Annotated in this window: 14 protein-coding genes; all 14 read right to left on the reverse strand. The window is 53.4% G+C overall.

What is annotated here, in order from left to right:
• Positions 1 to 11: 11 nt before the first annotated feature.
• Positions 12 to 857 carry a hypothetical protein gene (locus POTG_RS17590; protein WP_009226199.1) on the reverse strand — a complete coding sequence of 282 codons (846 nt, stop codon included), beginning with the start codon at positions 855 to 857 and terminating at the stop codon, positions 12 to 14.
• The gene (locus POTG_RS17595) at positions 854 to 1,567 is read right to left on the reverse strand and encodes a hypothetical protein (protein ID WP_009226200.1); all 714 of its coding nucleotides are present in this window, start codon (positions 1,565 to 1,567) and stop codon (positions 854 to 856) included. The genes POTG_RS17590 and POTG_RS17595 overlap by 4 nt, the downstream gene beginning before the upstream one ends.
• 19 nt (positions 1,568 to 1,586) lie before the next feature.
• Positions 1,587 to 2,543, reverse strand: coding sequence for an SAF domain-containing protein (locus tag POTG_RS17600; RefSeq protein WP_009226201.1), 957 nt, complete (start codon positions 2,541 to 2,543; stop codon positions 1,587 to 1,589).
• Between the two features lie 20 nt (positions 2,544 to 2,563).
• Positions 2,564 to 4,087 (reverse strand): serine/threonine-protein kinase, encoded by a 1,524-nt coding sequence (locus POTG_RS17605; protein ID WP_009226202.1) that lies wholly within the window; start codon positions 4,085 to 4,087, stop codon positions 2,564 to 2,566.
• A gap of 182 nt (positions 4,088 to 4,269) precedes the next feature.
• Complete coding sequence (locus tag POTG_RS17610; RefSeq protein ID WP_009226203.1) at positions 4,270 to 5,649, reverse strand: cyclic-phosphate processing receiver domain-containing protein; 1,380 nt, start codon at positions 5,647 to 5,649, stop codon at positions 4,270 to 4,272.
• Positions 5,650 to 5,701: 52 nt separating this feature from the next.
• Entirely contained in the window at positions 5,702 to 6,556 is an 855-nt protein-coding gene (locus POTG_RS17615) for a deoxyribonuclease IV (protein ID WP_009226204.1), read from the reverse strand.
• Positions 6,546 to 7,364 (reverse strand): Fpg/Nei family DNA glycosylase, encoded by an 819-nt coding sequence (locus tag POTG_RS17620; protein ID WP_009226205.1) that lies wholly within the window; start codon positions 7,362 to 7,364, stop codon positions 6,546 to 6,548. The genes POTG_RS17615 and POTG_RS17620 overlap by 11 nt, the downstream gene beginning before the upstream one ends.
• A gap of 64 nt (positions 7,365 to 7,428) precedes the next feature.
• Entirely contained in the window at positions 7,429 to 8,229 is an 801-nt protein-coding gene (locus POTG_RS17625) for a TIGR01457 family HAD-type hydrolase (protein WP_009226206.1), read from the reverse strand.
• Positions 8,230 to 8,447: 218 nt separating this feature from the next.
• A complete protein-coding gene (gene rnz, locus POTG_RS17630; protein WP_009226207.1) occupies positions 8,448 to 9,386 on the reverse strand; it encodes a ribonuclease Z in 939 nt (312 codons plus the stop codon).
• Between the two features lie 99 nt (positions 9,387 to 9,485).
• A complete protein-coding gene (metH, locus tag POTG_RS17635; protein WP_036646043.1) occupies positions 9,486 to 12,929 on the reverse strand; it encodes a methionine synthase in 3,444 nt (1,147 codons plus the stop codon).
• A gap of 275 nt (positions 12,930 to 13,204) precedes the next feature.
• Entirely contained in the window at positions 13,205 to 13,621 is a 417-nt protein-coding gene (locus POTG_RS17640) for a FixH family protein (protein WP_009226209.1), read from the reverse strand.
• Positions 13,622 to 13,686: 65 nt separating this feature from the next.
• Positions 13,687 to 14,484, reverse strand: a complete 798-nt coding sequence (locus tag POTG_RS17645; protein ID WP_009226210.1) for an HAD family hydrolase — start codon at positions 14,482 to 14,484, stop codon at positions 13,687 to 13,689.
• A 45-nt stretch (positions 14,485 to 14,529) separates the two neighbouring features.
• Positions 14,530 to 15,060, reverse strand: a complete 531-nt coding sequence (locus tag POTG_RS17650) for a hypothetical protein (protein WP_009226211.1) — start codon at positions 15,058 to 15,060, stop codon at positions 14,530 to 14,532.
• Between the two features lie 12 nt (positions 15,061 to 15,072).
• Positions 15,073 to 15,246 (reverse strand): DUF896 domain-containing protein, encoded by a 174-nt coding sequence (locus POTG_RS23310; RefSeq protein ID WP_083791524.1) that lies wholly within the window; start codon positions 15,244 to 15,246, stop codon positions 15,073 to 15,075.
• Positions 15,247 to 15,351: the final 105 nt, after the last annotated feature.

A 15,351-nucleotide genomic window follows, 5' to 3' on the forward strand; every position in this document is an offset into this window, starting at 1 on the left:
GCCCATTCACTTTACGCCCCCCTTTCCTTCGGTGAAATGGATGCACTAGTAGTTCCTGCCGCCATTTCCATCAGCATGTCTCCGAGCTCGTAGTATCCTTTCAGTAGAAGCTCACGCTCTCCCCTCCGTTTCGACCAGATCGGAGTTTGGCGAAAATACGCTAAGATGTTCCGGGCATTCCAGGCATCCGAGAACCCGGTATGATACGGAATCCCGATCAGCCTTTGCACGCCGGAATAGCGCCGCTTCAGATTGTTTAGTCCCCAGCGGGACCGGGGATCAAAGGGCGAAATGACGAAAAGCAATTTTCTGTTCGGTTCGCCAAGATAAGAAGCAACATCCGCAAACCATTCATCCATGATTCCCAGTCGATGCGGCAACACAGCGACTAGAACATCTCCTTCGCGCTGCTCCTGCAGCACCTCGCTTAATCGCCGGTTTTGTGCCTGAAGGATCAGGCATCCGTACGATTGTTCGGCAATCGCCAATATTTCAGCGATGCCCTCGTTATCTAGTTCCTTCCTAGCCGAGTCCGCTAACCGCGTCCCGCACACTAGATCAAGGCGTCCGCGCAGCAGCGGAACGGTATAATCGCTCAAGTTGCTCGCCGTTAATCGTCCGCTTGACTGCAAACGCAGCAGCGCATCAAGACCATGCTCTGGGACAGCCCCCTCTCCGAAGGTATCGCTGTGCAAACGTACGGTTTGTCCGATCCCTTCCTCCAAGCCGCGTCCAGTTGGCCCTTCATTCAGCAGGAGCAGTCGCTGCGGAATTCGCAGCCCTAACGTAACGGCGGTAGACACAGCAGCTTCGGCGGCGCCGCCAAGACCGCCATCCCAAAACACAAAGCGGCTCATGCTTGTCTCCTTTCCGCTTTGCGCACAGCACGTTTAGCGACGGTGTGATCCCAGCCTGCCAGCTCACGAAGCAGTTGGCGAAGTGCCCTTTTGTAGGAACGGGAGAAGCTCCGGAGGCGCAACTGCTGCAAATGTTCGTTTTCCAAGTGAGCAGCCCAATTTGACTCGTCCCACGGGATACAGAGTGCTTCGGAGCGCCATTCCAGCGGGAGGTCTTCTAACAGGCCCAGAATATAATGGCTGTTCACCCCGCTGTCGACCGTGCGGATAAAGACCGGTCGAACGGTCAGCCCCCGCAGCTCCGGCCAAAGTTGAAACAAGCTGCGGAACCACTGCGCACTTACCTCGACCTCGTAACGGTCGAAAGTGGTGACCCATACAATTTCATTTGCGGACATCAACCGTTCAGGAGTGAGGCCATTTAGCGTGTCGATGTCCAGCAATTCGTAATCGTATGCTGCAGATGAGTCTTCGCTGCTCGTCTTCATGGAGATCGTGCTCATAAAGCCCGACGTTCCAGTAGCGACATCAAAGCCGTAAAACTCCGTTAACGGAAGATATGAATCTCCATCCCCGATCGAATATCGGTACTTACTGTTCTCCGTGCCGTCCGTTAGCAATACTTTAGAGCCGGACGCAGCCAAAACGCTGCTTAAATAAAGTAACAGGTCACGTTTATCGCTCTTCCCTACGAACAACCATCTTTTCATGCCAATTCATTTCCTCCTCTCATTTCGCTGGATCGAGCTCAAACCGGTCACTGTCCCCAGATGTTCCATCCGAAACGATGTTGCCAGCGGGTTGATCAGCGCCCCGAACCTCTGTTTGCGAACGCGAAACGGTTGTCTGACTATGTGCAAATTCGCTGGCACGCTGTGGTGACATGACGGATAGATCCCGTTCCAAGCCGCTTCGGGCCATATTGCTGAGATTCAGCGTCTGTTCCGCTTTCTGCACGATATTCGGATCTTTGCGAATCAGCTCCATAACGCCTTCGTTCACTGGATATGTCGGGACCGGCTTGCTCTGCAAATTTGGCTCGACATAAGCGAGTGCGTATATCGAGGCCTTATGTAAATAAGCGTCTACAATCGCGCTGGATAACGAGAGAATTTCCGCTTCATCCAGCGTCACCGTGATCGTATCGGAACTGAGGTCCGCTACTTTCTTCTTGGACAGCAAAATATAATCGTGGCCCGTCGGGAATTGAATGCGAATATCAATGACATCGTTCACCTTCAAAACTTGCGGAAGCTGAACAAACGCCATTTCCCGCCAGCGTAAATCGTCCGGGACCGGGGCCTCTTCATAGACGAGTGCCTCCGTCAGTGGTGTCATCGAACGCAGCGCTATCTTGGCGTACTTCCCTGCAATGGCTTCCTGCGATTTAAAGAGGTCCGCTGGCACGCTATTTGCAGGAAGCTCCACCCGTTTTAAGTCGCTTGCCGCAATGCGGTTGCCGGCAGGAATATCCCGTGTAGGTACCCATCCCTGAACTGTCCGCTGCTGTGCCTGATCACGTAAGCTGGCCAACTGGGCTTCATAATCCTGAATAAGGGCTTTCCTCTCAGCATGAACATGTCTTTCCCGCACGAAGGTATACCCCGTAAACAGCGCGCCTGCCGCAACAACACCAACCAATCCGGATAACAGCATTTGCTTCGTTTTTTGCCTTAATCTGGGCATTAGTCTAAAGCACTCCCTTTCTATGGTTTAGCTTTCATTCGCAGTCTGAGTCCTGGCCGTTTGCTCTTCATGAGCAGATGCTCGCAAACCTCCTGCAGAGCAGCCGAAATCGACGGCCCGGGATCAAACGGATTAGGATCCGCAGGAAGGGCATACACGCTCTTAAAGTGAAGTTCCCTGCGAATCCGCCGCAAGCTGGCGGCCGAAGCGAACGGCACACAGATCCTCCAAGATACAGGGATCTGACCTTTGACGTTGAAGGCTTCGACGAAGCGTTCGAGCTCCCCGTACCTCCATTCCGCGCCAGCACCAACGACGATGGACAAGTCTGCGCGGCGGAATTCCTCCAGTAGCTCCTTGCTGCGGGCCGTCCCCAGGTCACAGATGATGCATCCGAAACCTTCCGACAGCATGGAGAGATAGTCGGCACGGGAGGTCAGCTTGGCATAAACCACTTGACCAATGTGAAACCGCCCTCGCTTGTTCAGATCAACTGCGTATTCATCCCCTTCCAGAAGTTGAGCTAACCGAACAAAGGCTGATGATTTAGGATCCATCTCCACGACCGCAACCCTCTTCATGCTGCGCGCCAGCGTGTGGGCGAGTGCAATGGCGGTATGGGTTGCACCGGCCCCGGCTGAGGCAGCGATGACACTGACCAATGCCGGGCGACCGTTGTACGCTACGACTTCAGCCATTCGGGCATTCGAACCTGAATTCGCCGAAGTCGCATCTGATAACCCCCGCAACAATAAGGCCAAGGCCTCACTTACCGCCTCAGCCGAGGCAAACCGGTCCTCCGGGCGAACCTGCAACAGTTTGGACACGATAGGACGCAGCCGTTCGCGGCCATGTTCCCGTAATGCCGCCGCCGCATCGGATGTCCACACCGTATGTCTGCCCCCCGTTCCCATATAAAGTAGAACTGCCCCCAAAGAATACAGATCGGTACGCGCGTCGCTTTGGCGATCACCATATTGCTCCGGCGCCGCGAAGCCAACCGTTCCAAGCTGCACCGTATCTTCCGTTTTCCTAGCCGAATAGGTTCTAGCGATGCCAAAATCTACAAACCGCAGCTCGCCTTTGTCGTCAACCAGCAGATTGGCCGGCTTGACGTCGCGGTGGATCACTGGAGGCTCATGCCGATGTAGATAACGCAGCCCTTCCGCGATCTGCAGACCAAATCGGATAATCAACTCCAGCGGCAGCCGCCCTTCTCTTGCGCGAATAAATTGATCTAAAGGTACGCCCTGGATATAGTCCATCACGATATAGGAATGTCCGTCCCGGTCGGGGTCGATAAAGTCAACAATGCGCGGCAGCCGATGATGATTTAGCGTTATCAGCAGCTTGACCTCCTTAGCGACGGACACCGGTGCTCCTGGTACGTTCAAGCATTCTTTGACCGCCCAAGTCTTTCCCGGTAGCTTGATGTCCTCTGCGAGATACACCCGGCTCATGCCCCCCTGACCAATCAGTTGTTCGATCCGGTAACGTCCGGCCAGTAAGTCGCCAGGAACGAGTTTGGAAACGAACCTCGCCATAACTCCTCCTTTCCTGAACGCAAAAAAAGGAAAGCCTCCTCTCCGTCATTTCCCGGCCATGCGGCCGATAAAAAATGACTGGGGATGCTTTCCCTAATCGCGTTCAATGTATAATTTTGGAATTAGTATAGAACGGCTGGCGACAAATGTAAAGCTTTTTTTAAAACCATTAATTTATTCCATTAATATTTAATCATATACAGCGTGATTTCATCCCGGTTATGAAACAACTGCTTTGCTCTTTGCACTTGCAGCCGGGCCTCCTCAAACTGAGTGATAACCTCCTGAATCAATGCCATCGGTTTCTTCGTCAGCAGCTTCACCGTCACGATGGCAGTTCCCCCCGGAACTAACGCGTATAGCAGCTCGGTCACGAGCTTGGCCGTCAATTTCGGACTCCAGCTCATGTCGCAAACCAACAGATCAAATTGATTTTCCTTAAATTTCACCCGGTTCGCATTGCGCTGCAAAAATGTCAGCTTAGGCGAAGATAACAATGACGGATGCAGCTTCGCCGTATCCACCGCCGTGACGTTCAAACCACGTTCCAGCAGGAACGAAGTCCAGCCCCCGGGTGCCGCGCCGATATCCAGCGCTTCGTGGAACGATTCAAACGGGATTCCAAACGTAGCTTCAGCTTCCAGCAACTTGAACTTCGCCCGCGAGATCTGTCCCTCCTCCTTCCGGAAGCGGATCGCACCGCCGTTCCAGTCGGAGAGGTTATCCTGCGGATGCGCGACACCGGCAAAAATCCGATCCTGCCCCGCAAACACCGAGATGATCCAATCGGCATCCCGCACCACGAATTCCCCAACAGACACGTCTTGCAGTAATTCCTGCAGACGGTCCTTCAGCTCCGGCGCGGTTCCCGGCCATAGCCCGCCGTCCGATTTGCGTGCTTGCACGGCAATTTTCGCACCCGGAAGCCGGAAATCCGCCATCAAATACTTGCGCAGCGGTTCCAGCCATTGCTCTGGATTCACCTCTTCCGATTCCCCCGGACACCATTCCCAATCAACCAGAAATACATGCCGCAAAAAAATCGGCGGATCCTGACGTAGCCTCTGCTGCACATCCTCCGGCATCGCCTGCAGCGAAGCGGCAAAAACTTCGCCGGGAACCAGCATCGTGCTCTTTACGCTGCCAAATATGCGGCGCAGCTCCTCCTGGGCATACGGAGCAAAGCCGTGATTCGCCGTGCATATCCATTTCGATTGCGGCGGCACCTTGCAATTTCGGGCGATTTCCTCCAACCGTTCGAACGGAATTGGCCCATTATGCAGCTTCACATGCTCCGGCAAGCCTTGATAGAGGATTTCGTACATGCTCTTTTTTCCGGACATGCTGGAGGTATGAAGATAAATTTCACGGGGAAAAAGCCCTTCCCGCACCATAGCAGCCGCTAATTCCGTACCGTTAGGTTCATCCGGCCCCATATCGTAATCCAGCGATAAGATGTCTACCTCCGTCAAGCGAAGCAGCTCCAGACACTCCTCGACGGTGCGCGCTAATGTAAATCCCTGCGGACATCGGCGAAAATCGTCCATATATACATGAATCAATAGTGTTCTTCCTTTCCCGCGGTATTTCACTCCAAGCGGAGTCCGGTTATCTCTAGGCCTCCGCCCACCGTCTCACTCGCTCCATATCCTCTTTGTAGGTCCCGTCTTCCCCGGTTTCGCTCTCAAAGATAAGCGGGGTTCTCCGAATCGCGTCGATCTGCAGCAGCCAGCGAAAGCCGGCTTCGCCGATATGGCCCTGGCCCACACGGGCGTGACGGTCCTTTCGCGATAATACCGGGTATTTTGAATCGTTGAGGTGAACGGCGCAGAGACCGTCCCAGAACTTTAGCTCCTTGGCTTTGGCCGCAAAGCTCTCATCCCCTTCACCCCGCCACATCCCCGCCCCAAAAGCATGGCAGGTGTCGAGGCAAAAGCCGATGCGCTCCGAATCCCGGCACAATTTGCGGATTTGGACCAATTCCTCGATCGTCATCCCCATGTCGCCGTGATCACCGGCCTGGTTCTCAATTAACAGCTTCGCCGAACCCTGCCAGCCGGATAGCACATCATTAATACATTGTATAATATTTTGGTATCCTTGTAAGGGGTTTCCTGCCTTAAATGTGCCAAAATGTACCACAATCCCAATCGACCCGCACGCTTCAGCGATTTCCAGATCATTTCGCAACGACTGTACGACTCGACTGTACGCCTCGCCGTCGGCGTCCTTGCTGATCGCGAGATTGCTGGGATAAGGGGTATGCGCGATGGACACCAGTCCGTGTTTTTGGCATAGTGTTCGGCATTGTTCCGCGTCCCGCGGATCAAAGCTTTTGACCGCAAGGCTCCGCGGATTTTTGGGAAAATACTGAAAAGCGCCGGCCCCCATCTGCAGCGCGGCTTTGGCAGCCCCAAGGTAACCGCTTCGTATGCTAATGTGTCCCCCAACCTTCACCTTATCGGTCATGCTGACAGCCCGGGCTGTAAAACACTTTGCGCCCGTTCATTTCCGCTTTGACGATGGTATCTCCGCAGCGTGGACAGGTCTCTCCCTCCCGGTCGTACACCCTGCAGATTTCGTTCGCCCCCCCGGTCAGCTGATCGTCCCGGGTTAACGGCATCTCCATATAACCGCCAGCCTCCGTTGCCTCGATAAGCACATCCCGAACCGCTTGATACAATCGTGAAAAATCTTCATCGCTGAAATTTTGCAGCTTGGCCATCGGCAACAGCTCGGCTGCGAACGCAATTTCATCCGCGTAACAGTTGCCAATGCCGGGAATGACGTCCTGATTGACAAGGGTCGTCTTAAGACTCCCCCGCCGCTTGCGCAGCAGGGCGGTAAACCGTTCTTCGTTCATCCGCCGGTCTAGCAGCTCCGGCCCCAGGTGCGAAAGCAGCTCCTCTGCCTCCTTGGCGCTGTGCAAGTGTAAATGACCAAGACGCAGCCCGATGAAGTACAGGACAAGCTTCTCACCAAAGGTGATTTCCACCTGAGTGCTCCGCTCCGGACGGTCCTCCTTGGAGCCAAGGTACAGCAATCCGCCAAGCATTAAGTGGAGCAACAATCTTCGTCCATTATCCAGATGGAACAACAGGTTCTTGCCTCGACGCTCAATGAAGATGACCTGTCTTCCCATCAGTTCTCGTGCAAAGTCTGCAGCCGGCAAATTCACGGATTTCTCCCGGCCGACGTTCACTCCCGTAATTGGGAGGTCCAAAATATGCTGAGACAGCTGTATTCGATAATTTTCCATCTCCGGCAATTCCGGCATGGTACATCTTTCCCTTCATCCGTATAAGTTCGTTCATTAGTTCATCTCATAAAATAAAACTTGGTCATCCGCTATTTCCGCAAATTCGTTCACGGACTTCCGCAAGATCGCGGCACACCACATCCGCCTCTACACCGGAGGACTTCACGTAATCTGGCAGGTTATCAGCCGTGGTGACGCCGGTTAAGGTCAGAATGGTACCGCAGCCGGCATGCTTCCCTGCAGCGATGTCGGTATTGAGGTTGTCCCCGATCACCGCTACTTCCGAAGCCTCCAAGCCTAGCCGCGCGATGGCAAAATCCATGAGCGGTGCAGCCGGTTTGCCAATCACCGTCGGCTTTACGCCCGATGCAGCTTGAATCGCTGCAGAAATCGTTCCCGCTCCGGGCATTAAGCCCTCTTGAGAGGGCAGCAGCAAGTCCGGATTGGTTAGGATATAACGTGCCCCGCCCCGAATCCAGCGGGCAGCCCGGGTTAACGTTTCGTATGTAAATTGGCGGTCGATGCCTTGCACCACCACGTCCGGATGTTCCAGAACTAACTGCAATCCGGCTTCCTCCAACGCCTTTGTAAGACCCGCCTCACCGATGGCTGCGACTTTACAGCCAGGCTGTTCTTCGGCAATATACTTGGCTGCAGCCACGGCCGATGTACAGACCTCTTCCGCCTGGGCCGATATGCCCATCGCTTCCAAATGCGCGGCGACCTCATCCGGTGTCCGCGAAGAATTGTTCGTCACGAACAGAAAAGGGATTCGCTGCGCGCGTAAGGCGGAGATCAGCTCGTCCGCACCGGGAATCATTTGGGGCCCATGATATAACGTGCCGTCTAAATCAATGAGATAGGCCTTCCAACCCTTTGGCAAAATCCTCATCCTTTCGATACGACCGTGTCTCTATTTATTGTACCTAGGAACCCCGGGGCAGGCAAATTTTCCCGTTCTAGAACTGGGGGAAATGTCAATTCAGAGTTTGACCCCGCCGTTTGGCGTCGAACGATCGCGAACAGTGACAAAAACCGGACTTGTTCCCCTTGGCAAACTTTGAAATGCCCTGTCAGTTCCTGCGCTTTCCCGGAAAATAATTATTTCCGCCCGCAGCGCCGTGCCACCGGATATAGGACATGCTCCCGGGCTAGGTGCGAGTCAGGGAAGACGGAACATGCCTCTTCTTCTAATCGCTGCAGCTGATCGTCTGATTTATAACGCGAGCTAAAATGGGTCAGCAGAAGCTGCTGCACACCGGCTTCCTTGGCGGCTGCTGCCGCTTGCTTTGCCGTGCTGTGGTGATAGTCATGAGCCGTCTTCGCCAGTTCATGCAAAAAAGTCGCCTCATGCACCAGCATATCGGCGTTTTGAGCCAAGGTTAACACGGACTCACACGGACGCGTATCGCCGAGTATGGTGACAATCCGGCCGGCTTTGGGCATTCCCAGCACATCCTTCGCATGAACCGTCTCGCCATTTGGTGCAACCACGCTTTCACCGCGTTTGAGCTTGCCGTACAGCGGGCCTGGACGAATGCCGCAGCGCTCCAGCACAGCGGAGTCTAGCTTCCCCGGCAGATCTTTTTCGATCACCCGATACCCGTAACTGTCAATCCGGTGCTCCAGCAGCGCCGCTTCAACCCGAAACGAATCGTCCTCGAAGAGGACTCCGCCCTGGTGCTCCACAAGCTCGAGCTTATAGTTAATCCGCGATTCGCTGAGCGACAGCGCCGTTTCTACGAATTTTTTCAGTCCTTTGGGACCGTAAATGACCAAGGGGGTATCCCCGCCCTGATAAGCACGGCTCGAAATGAGCCCGGGCAGGCCAAACAAATGATCACCATGCAGATGGGTGATAAAAATATATTCCAACTTGCTTAATTTCAGCGGCGAACGCAGGATCTGATGCTGGGTGCCTTCACCGCAATCGAACAGCCAGAGCGAACGGCGCTCCTCCAGCAGACGCAACGCCACTGAAGTCACGTTCCGCTCCAAGGACGGTACCCCTGCATTTGTCCCTAAAAAGTAAAGTTCCATGCCATTTCGTCCTTTACGCTAGAATGGTTCATCGATTCATATACAGATTGCCAAAACCCTCCGAAGTTCGGAGGGTTTTGCAAAGGGTTGTTTACGGGCTTAAATCCCGGCTTTGTCCACATTGAAATATTGCGCTTCAGGGTGTGCAAAGACCATCGCCGAGACGGATGCCTCCGGTTCCATCATGAAGCCCTCCGTCAACGTGACGCCAATGTCTTCCGGATGCATTAAGTCAAACAGCAGCTGCTGGTCTTCGAGGTCCGGGCAGGCCGGATAACCAAACGAGACGCGAATCCCTTGATAACGCGCTCCATGCCGCTGTTTCATCGTCATATTCGCCGGATCTGGGAAGCCCCACGTATCCCGCATAATATGGTGAACCCGCTCCGCCAGCGCTTCAGCCAGCTCCAACGCTACCGCCTGCAGCACGTGGGAGCGCAGATACTCGCCTTCATTCTTCCACTTCTCAGACAATTCACGAACGCCTTGTCCCGCCGTTACAACCAGGAAACCAACGTAATCCATTTGCCCGCTGTCCACGGACTTCAGGAAATCCGCCAAGCACAGGTAAGGCTCGACCTTCTGTCGAGGGAAGCTAAACCGCTTGATCACCTTGCCAGGTTCAGCCGGATCGTAGATCAGAATATCGTTACCGGACGATTGCGCCGGGAAGAAGCGATACATCGCCTGCGTGCGAATGATGCCGTCCGTGACCGCTTCGAGCAGGATTTGATCCACCGTCTCCTTCAGTTGAACTGCCTTTGCCTCACCTGCCGCCAGCTGCTGCTCCACCGAACCGCGGAGTCCAAGGTGATGACCTAACAGCATCTGCATGTTGATATAAGGCGTAATGTGACCAATCGGATAATCGCGCAGTACGTGACGTTCCAGATCTGGCGGAATAAATACCGGCGCATCGGTGGAAATCTTGGAACGCTCCACGCGCGTAAGCTCCGGCAGCGGCTCTGCAACGGCTACAACGCGATCCGCTTCTTTCTCCGCATCCACTTCAAGGCGCATCTGCTCCCGTGCGACCGGATCCATCAGCTTATTGGCCAAATCGAGGCCGTCCATCGCATCTTTGGCGTACAGGACCAAGCCGTCGTACTCCGGCCGGATCCGCGTCTTGGTAAACTTGCGGGTGAGTGCCGCGCCGCCCACAAGGATCGGGACGTCGATGCCTGCATTCCGCAAATCCTGCGCCGTCGTGACCATTTGCTGAGCCGATTTCACCAGCAGGCCGGAGAGTCCAATCGCATCTGCTTTCTCTTCCCGATACGCCTCGATAATGCGTTCCGGTGGTACTTTTATACCCAAATTCACAATTTGGTAACCGTTATTAGACAGAATGATCTCAACTAGGTTTTTGCCGATATCATGGACGTCGCCCTTTACCGTCGCCAGCAAAATTTTCCCCTTCACGCTGGTTTCGTTCTTCTCCATAAACGGTTCCAGGTACGCAACCGATGCCTTCATCACTTCGGCACTTTGCAACACCTCGGCAACGATCAGCTCATTGTTATTAAATAACCGGCCCACTTCTTCCATTCCTGCCATTAGCGGACCATTAATAATTTCGAGCGCAGTATATTTTTTGAGCGCCTCGTCAAGGTCAGGAATTAATCCTTCCTTGGTACCTTCCACAACATAGGAAGCCAAACGTTCCTCCAACGTGAGCTGAGTGGTTGTCTCGGCCTTCTCCACCTTCTTGTTCCGGAAAGCAGCTACAAAGGCAGCCAGCGTTTCATCATTAGTATTATAGATCAATTCTTCCGCCAGACGGCGCTCCTCTTCCGGAATTTTGGCGTAGCGCTCCAGCTTCTCCGTATTGACGATCGCGTAATCCAGTCCTGCTTTGGTGCATTCATACAGGAAAACGGAGTTCAAAACCTCGCGGCCGGCTTCCGGCAAACCAAACGATACGTTACTGATGCCCAGCACGGTATGAACCTTCGGCAACGCTTCTTTGATCAGGCGGATCCCTTCGATCGTTTCCTTGGCCGATCCAATGTACTGCTCATCCCCTGTACCCACGGGGAACACGAGCGGATCGAAGATGATATCTTCCGGTTGAAGACCATATTTGTGCACGAGCAGATCATAGGAGCGTTTGGCAACCTCAAGCTTATCCTCCCGTGTGATCGCTTGCCCGCGTTCATCAATCGTACCAACGACCACCGCCGCCCCGTATTTATGAATTAACGGCGTGACGCGCTCGAACTTCTCTTCGCCATCCTCTAAGTTAATCGAGTTAATAATTGATTTGCCCTGGCAGTATTGGAGAGCAATATCCAGCACCTTCGGATCAGTGGTGTCGATCATGAGCGGGACTTTCACTTTTTTGACGACCAATTCCAGGAACTTCTTGATATCCTCCGCTTCATCCCGATCCGGGTCCTGTACGCACACATCAACTACCTGTGCCCCGTTCTTCACTTGCGCCCGGGCGATCTCCGAAGCTTCTTCGTATTTGCCCTCCACGATCAGCCGTTTAAATTTGCGCGAACCCAGAACGTTTGTTCGTTCTCCAACCAGATAAGGCCGATTGGCCGATTCGATATAGACCGGCTCAATGCCGGAAAGTGCCGGCAAATGGCTGCCTGTCAGCTCGCGTGGTCGGTAATCCTTCAGCGTGTTCGCTAACGCTGCGATATGGGCAGGCGTCGTTCCACAGCAACCTCCGGCAATATTCAACCAGCCCTGCTCGGCAAAAGCGGACATCTTCTGCGCGAGCGAATCCGGGGACTCATGGTAGATGCCATTTTCGTCTGGCAAACCGGCATTAGGGTGACAGCTGACCGCCGCTTTGGCTAGTCCGGATAAAGTGCGGATATGGTCGCGCATGAACTCCGGACCCGTTGCGCAGTTGAGTCCAATGGAGATGGGATTCAAATGCTCCAACGAAATGTAGAAGGCTTCGATATTTTGCCCCGCCAGCGTCGTCCCCATCGGCTCAATGGTGCCGGAGATCATCAGCGGCAACGTTATTCCGGTTTCAGCAAAAGCCTGTTTGATTCCGATACTCCCTGCTTTCACGTTCAGCGTATCCTGTGAAGTTTCCAGCATCAGCGCATCAACGCCGGCTTCGATTAATGCCGCTGCTTGCTCTGCATAGCTGGCCGTCAACTCGTCGAACGTCACGCCGCCGGTAACGGACAATGTCTTGGTCGTTGGTCCCAAGATGCCCACCACGTAGCGCGGATGATCCGGGGTACTGTATTTTTCCGCGGCTTCAATCGCCAGCTTGGCCGCAGCCATATTGATTTCACGTGCCTTATGCGGAATATCGTATTCAGCCAGCACGACGGATGTCGCGCCGAACGTATTCGTTTCGATCAAATCAGCACCTGCTGCGAGATACTTCTCGTGGATGCCACGGATCACATCCGGACGGGTGAGCACGAGCATTTCGTTACAGCCGTCCAGCTCTTCACCGCCGAAGTCGGCTGGAGTCAGGTTCTCCTGCTGAATCATGGTGCCCATGGCGCCATCGAGGATCAATATTCGTTCTTTCATTCTTTCGAGCAGGCTTGGTTTACTCATGTTCATGTCCCTCCCGTAAAACGTTAGAATATAGTTTAACAGAATAAAGCGTTGAAGAAAAGAGAGTTCCACGAAAACTCCCAAGCTCTGTACCCAATTTAAGATATTGTTCTCCCATCGGTCATCCCCGAATTAAAATCCGAACAACCTAGAAATCCTTATCTTTAAAAGTTCGGAAATTCGCCTCATTAGGAGGACATAATAATGAAAAAGCCGCCTTCTCCAAAAGGAGAACAGCAGCTTCCTTACAGATGACCACCGATTCAGTTGTCAGCTTATTCCACCGTGAATTGCTTCGAAGGCATGGAGTGCTGATCGCGAGCCGTCACATGGGAAATCACTTCATAAGTCCCGGGCTCCTTGAATGTATGCTCCAGCACATAGGTTCCGTTACCGGCACTCTTCACTTTGACCTGATTGTGCTTCGCGTTATCGTCCGCCGTATTCCAAAATTCGAACATGACTTCCTTCGCATCGTCCACGTTCTCGCCGTGGTGGGTCACTTTGGCCGTAAACGTTACCGGTTCACCAGCTTTGGCTGCGGATGGCGTTACGTCAAGCTCGACTTGAATCGGCTCCAGTGACGTATCCACCGCTGAAGCAGACGGCGATTCACTGCGGCCGCATCCCGCGACAACAATGAACGCAAGCACGATGGCTACAAGCAGCCCGGTTTTTCCCTTGATTCGCATTCAGATTCCCTCCTTCCACCGCCTAAGAATGCCTCACTGCTTGTTTGCTTCAATCCAAACTCGCGTTATGCCAATTTCTCTAAAAGGCCATGGAGTTCGGACAAATGTTTGATCTCATAATCCGGTACGATATCGCCGGTAAGCGCTTTGCCGTCCCGATTAATCCAAACGGCCGTCATCCCCACGCTAAGCGAACCTTTGATATCCGTCGTCAGCTTATCGCCGACCATGATCGCTTCATTCGATTGAATCCCTAACCGTTCCAGAGCATGCCGGAAAATGGACGGGTCCGGTTTCCCCTTGCCGAAATTTCCGGAGATCACAATCTCATCAAAATAAGGCGCCAGCTCAGGCACTCCGTCCAGCTTCTCCTGCTGCAATGCCGGACAGCCGTTCGTGAGCAATAGCAGCTTCACCTTGCCTTGCAATTCCTTCAGAACTTGAAAGGTCTCCTCATACACATGAGGCCGGGCACGCCGTTCGCGTCCAAACTGTTCCGCCAATTCGCCGGCCAGCTCCTCGTCATCAACGCCAAGCGCAAGCAGACCGCGCCGCCAGGATTCCTTGCGATAGGTTGGAGCTAACTGCTCCAGCTGACGGAATTCCGGTTGTTCTCCGGCAGAGAACGTCGCCCATAACCCCTCAAACGGATTGATTCCAATCATCGTCGTGAAAGGATACGTTTCGTAGGATTCATACAGCCCCCGCGCTTCCCGGCGTACGGCTTCTTCCAATTGCTCGGGGTTTAATCCATTAATCTTAGACGCAGCGCTTTCACACGTTGCAGCAAAGGCTTCTTTTACGCTCCGTTCATCCCAGAGCAGCGTGTCATCCAGGTCAAAACATACCGCCTTGATCGTCATTCGTCCCAACCCTCTCCATTCATATCGCAAGTGTATTTAAAAGGATTATTCCTTCTCCAGCTTCACATGATGGGTGTCAGCATACAACTGCAGGCGCGCAGCCATCGCTTCCGTATCAAAACGGTTGCGGGTGCGGTAGAACACCCACTTCGGTTCCCGCGTCTTCGGTTCAATGACGATTTTGTTCCGGCTCACCTTGATCTTACTGATGTTACCGGCATCCAACATCCGGTCGCGGTTAAACTTCGAAGTGTACAGCCAGCTCTTGTTCACGCGTAAATATGGCTTACGCAGGAAGATCACCAGGGCCAGTACGAAATACAAAAAGATCGTCGCCCAGAACAATACCGAGTTCACTTCCTCTGTATTACCGATCAACCCGACGATGGCATACAGCAGAGCTAACAGAACCAAGGCGGTAGGCAAAATGAAATTCCGCCCTTTAAATACGTCGCCTTCCCCATTTGCTCCAAGCGAAGTACGAGGGTTCCGCGTCCCTTGTCCGACATTGGGACCTTTGCCTTTCTTATACATTCTTCGTTGATTGCGTTCTACTTTTCGGTCAAACGACCCCATACCTGTTCCTCCCTATTTATCTACAATCTCGATTGACTCGAGCTGTTGCCGAAAATTTCTGCGAACGTTTTGCAGATACGTTTCCCGAAGCTGGGCTCTTTCCAAGATCTCATCTTGCGATAATCCTTCTTGTTTCGCTTTGCGAGCCAGCTCGTTAATCCGCTTAACCAAAGCATCAATATCCATAATTCCACCTGCTTCTTTATATACTATGCTTCCCATGATGTCTCACAGGGCATTAATTCTTACTTTGACATGAGAAAAAGAGCTTGTCAAGGCGCGGCAACCCCT

The sequence above is a fragment of the Paenibacillus sp. oral taxon 786 str. D14 genome (assembly GCF_000159955.1).
In the GTDB taxonomy this organism is placed as follows: Bacteria; Bacillota; Bacilli; order Paenibacillales; family Paenibacillaceae; genus Fontibacillus; species Fontibacillus phoenicis.

Bases quoted from the DNA above. Each gene is read 5' to 3' on its own strand.
- POTG_RS17590 (WP_009226199.1), bottom strand. From the start codon at position 857: ATGAGCCGCTTTGTGTTTTGGGATGGCGGTCTTGGCGGCGCCGCCGAA.
- POTG_RS17595 (WP_009226200.1), bottom strand. From the start codon at position 1,567: ATGAAAAGATGGTTGTTCGTAGGGAAGAGCGATAAACGTGACCTGTTA.
- POTG_RS17600 (WP_009226201.1), bottom strand. From the start codon at position 2,543: ATGCCCAGATTAAGGCAAAAAACGAAGCAAATGCTGTTATCCGGATTG.
- POTG_RS17605 (WP_009226202.1), bottom strand. From the start codon at position 4,087: ATGGCGAGGTTCGTTTCCAAACTCGTTCCTGGCGACTTACTGGCCGGA.
- POTG_RS17615 (WP_009226204.1), bottom strand. From the start codon at position 6,556: ATGACCGATAAGGTGAAGGTTGGGGGACACATTAGCATACGAAGCGGT.
- POTG_RS17620 (WP_009226205.1), bottom strand. From the start codon at position 7,364: ATGCCGGAATTGCCGGAGATGGAAAATTATCGAATACAGCTGTCTCAG.
- rnz (WP_009226207.1), bottom strand. From the start codon at position 9,386: ATGGAACTTTACTTTTTAGGGACAAATGCAGGGGTACCGTCCTTGGAG.
- metH (WP_036646043.1), bottom strand. From the start codon at position 12,929: ATGAGTAAACCAAGCCTGCTCGAAAGAATGAAAGAACGAATATTGATC.
- POTG_RS17640 (WP_009226209.1), bottom strand. From the start codon at position 13,621: ATGCGAATCAAGGGAAAAACCGGGCTGCTTGTAGCCATCGTGCTTGCG.
- POTG_RS17645 (WP_009226210.1), bottom strand. From the start codon at position 14,484: ATGACGATCAAGGCGGTATGTTTTGACCTGGATGACACGCTGCTCTGG.
- POTG_RS17650 (WP_009226211.1), bottom strand. From the start codon at position 15,060: ATGGGGTCGTTTGACCGAAAAGTAGAACGCAATCAACGAAGAATGTAT.
- POTG_RS23310 (WP_083791524.1), bottom strand. From the start codon at position 15,246: ATGGATATTGATGCTTTGGTTAAGCGGATTAACGAGCTGGCTCGCAAA.